General features: G+C 67.7%; 3 protein-coding genes and 1 tRNA gene. 2 read left to right on the top strand and 2 right to left on the bottom strand.

The features are described from left to right. Both VKN16_25880 and VKN16_25875 read left to right on the top strand, forming a co-directional pair. On the top strand, positions 1–1,286 hold a 1,286-nt coding region (locus VKN16_25880), incomplete at its 5' end, for an ABC transporter substrate-binding protein (GenBank protein HME97651.1). Between the two features lie 50 nt (positions 1,287–1,336). Further along, positions 1,337–1,411: transfer RNA gene (locus tag VKN16_25875), tRNA-Gly, on the top strand. 59 nt (positions 1,412–1,470) lie between these two features. On the opposite strand, the gene VKN16_25870 is transcribed toward VKN16_25875, so the two are convergent. Together VKN16_25870 and VKN16_25865 are read right to left on the bottom strand one after the other, a co-directional pair. Further along, a complete protein-coding gene (locus tag VKN16_25870) occupies positions 1,471–2,691 on the bottom strand; it encodes an acyl-CoA dehydrogenase family protein (GenBank protein HME97650.1) in 1,221 nt (406 codons plus the stop codon). A gap of 12 nt (positions 2,692–2,703) precedes the next feature. Then, the coding region (locus VKN16_25865; GenBank protein ID HME97649.1) for an ATP-binding cassette domain-containing protein at positions 2,704–3,047 on the bottom strand (344 nt) is incomplete at its 5' end.

The raw sequence follows: 3,047 nt of genomic DNA, 5'->3' as shown, positions 1-3,047 counted from the left end.
CGGTGTGGGAGGTCAAGCTTCGCAAGGGCGTCAAGTTCCACAACGGGGAAGAGTTCAACGCGGACTCGGTGAAGTTCAGCCTGGAGCGGGTGAAGTCGGGCCTGCGGGCCAGCTCGAACTTCCGGCCCATCGATCGCGTGGAGATCGTGGACCCGTACACCGTGAAGGTGCACACCGCCAAGCCCTGGCCGACCTTCGTCAACATCATGACGTTCCGGCAGGCCTCGATGTACCCGCCCAAGGCCTACGCGGGCAAGGACAGCGCGTTCATCTCCAAGAGCCCGATCGGCACCGGCCCCTACAAGCTGGTGCGCTGGAGCAAGGACGAGGAGATCGTGCTGGAGGCCAACGAGCAGTACTGGCGGGGCGCGCCGAAGATCAAGACGGTGGTGTTCCGTCCGATTCCGGACGACGCGGTGCGGGTCGCCGCGCTGCAGAACGGCGAGGTGGACGTGGCGGTGAATATCCCGCCGCACCTGGCCAACATCATCGCGGGGCATCCGAAGATCTTCCTCTCCACCGCGCCGTCCATCCGGACGCTGCAGCTGATGTTCGTCACCCACGAGTACGACGCCCAGCACAAGCTGGTCGGCCCCTACAAGGGCGTGACCGCCGACAAGCGGGTGCGCCAGGCCATCGCCTACGCGCTCGACGTCGACGAGATCATCAAGGGCGTGCTGGATGGCAAGGCGATGCGGACCGCCACGCTCTTGACTCCGCTGCACTTCGGCTACGACCCATCGCTCAAGCCGATCAAGCAGGACCTGGGCAAGGTCAAGCAGCTCCTGACCGAGGCCGGCTATCCGAGCGGGCTCGAGATCACCCTCAACGGGCCGCAGGGCCGCTACGTGCGGGACAAGGAAGTGGCGGAGGCGGTGGCCGGCCAGCTCACCAAGGCCGGCATCAAGACCCAGCTCAAGACCTACGAGTTCGTCAATTACCTGAACAACCTGGTCTACGTGCACAAGCCCGGTCCGGTATGGCTGATCGGCTGGGGCACGCCCACCGTGGACGCCGAGACGGTGTACGGGCCGCTATTCCGCACCGGCAGCAACCTGGGCAACTACCACAACGCCGACTTCGACGGGATGGTGGACCAGGCCCAGACCCAGATGGACGAGAAGCAGCGGCTGGCTCTCTACCACCGGATCAACAAGCTCTGGATCGACGACATGCCGGCGGTGCCGCTCTACCAGCAGCTCGATCTCTACGGCGCCAACAAGCGGCTGAGCTGGAAGGCGCGCAGCGACGAGCTGATCAAGGCCTACGACATGTCGCTCAAGTAGGAGCCGTGATTTGACAGGGATGAGGCGAGGACTAGAATAGGGGGCCACAGGCGGCCGTAATTCAGTGGCAGAATGCCAGCTTCCCAAGCTGGACGTCGCCGGTTCGAATCCGGTCGGCCGCTCCACTTCGTGGGGCCTACGGGGAAACAGCCCGTAGGCCCCGTCGATTCTCCGCGATGACGGGCTACTCGCCCAGTCCGAGGGCGGCTTCCCAGGCCTGCTGGGTGGCGATCTCCTGGGTCCACGGGCGCATCAGCGCGCCGGCCCGCGCGTCGCGCGCGTAGCGCTCCAGCGGGTAGCGCTTGAGCAGACCCCGGCCGCCGCAGACGCGGATGGCCTCCTGGGTCACCGTCACCGCGGAGCGCTGCACCGTGACGTGCGCGGCGCGCGCGCGCTGGACGACGTCGGGGGAGCAGCCGACGCGCGCTTCCGAGATGGCGCGGTAGTAGAGCGCGCGCGTCCCTTCGAGGGCGAAGAGCATCTCGGCCACCGCGTGTCCCTTCGCCGCGGCCTCGGTGTGAAGGCCGGGCGAGCCGGGCATCTGACCGGTGAGGTAGGCCAGCGCGCCGTCATAGGCCGCCTGCATCAGTCCCAGGAACGTCGCGCAGAAGGTCAGCGGCGAGAGCTGCGGCAGGGCGTTGTACATCGCGCCGAACAGGCCCGGCGGCAGCACTTCGCCGTCGTCCGGGACGAACACCTCCTTCAAGAGCATGTCGCGGCTGACCGTGCCGCGCATCCCCATCGGGTCCCAGTCGCCGGGGAAGGAGACGCCGGGCGCGTCCTTCGGCACCTTCAGGTAGAGCGTCCGCTCGATCCAGGGCTCGTCACCCAAACGAATCGCCGGGGTGGCGAAGTACGGGGCGGAGTCGGCCAGGGAGACGAAGAACTTCCGTCCGTTGACCACGTAGCCGCCGTCGACCTTGCGCGCGGTGGTGCCGAAGCGGCGTCCGCCCATGCGCAGCGCGGTGTCGGTCTCGCCCTGCTCCACCGGCTCGCTGTGGGGCTGACCGTAGAAGACGCCGCCCTCGATGACCTCGCGGAACTTGGCCGCGCGCAGCTTCTCGTGGCGCTCCCGCGTCGCCGGAGCCATCGGCATCTGGTCGGCGATCACGCCCATCATCAGCATGGTCAGGCAATGCATGTTGAAGGTCAGGGCGGTCGAGGCGTTGCCCTGGGCGATCTGCTCGGCGACCAGGCAGTACGTCTCGTAGTCCGCGCCCAGGCCGCCGTGCTCGGCGGGCACGCAGAGCCCGAGGAGCCCGCTGGTCCGGAGATCGGCGTAGTCGTCGAGCGGGAACGAGGCCTCCCGGTCGTGGCGCTCGGCGCGCGGGGCGAAGCGCTCGAGCGCCAGGCCTCGGGCCAGGGCGATCAGCTCTATCTGGCGCTGGGATGGGCGGAGGTCCATCGGACGCTACTTCTACTTCTCTCCCAGATAGACCTTGCGCACCACGTCGGAGCGCAGCAGAGCGGCGCCGGTGTCGTGAAGCACGATGCGCCCGGTCTGGATGACGTAGCCGCGATGCGCCACCCGCAGGGCCATGCGCGCGTTCTGCTCGACCAGCAGGATCGTGGTACCGAGCCGATTGATGTTCTGGATGATGTCGAAGATCGCCTCGACCAGGATCGGGGAGAGCCCCATGGACGGCTCGTCCAGCAGCAGCATCTCGGGGCGCGCCATCAGGGCCCGTCCCATTGCGAGCATCTGCTGCTCGCCGCCGGACAGCGTGCCGCCTTTCTGCTGCAGGCGGTCGCGGAGGCGGG

The organism is Candidatus Methylomirabilota bacterium, assembly GCA_035315345.1.
GTDB lineage: Bacteria > Methylomirabilota > Methylomirabilia > Rokubacteriales > CSP1-6 > CAMLFJ01.
This window is presented reverse-complemented; position numbering and strand designations above follow the sequence as displayed.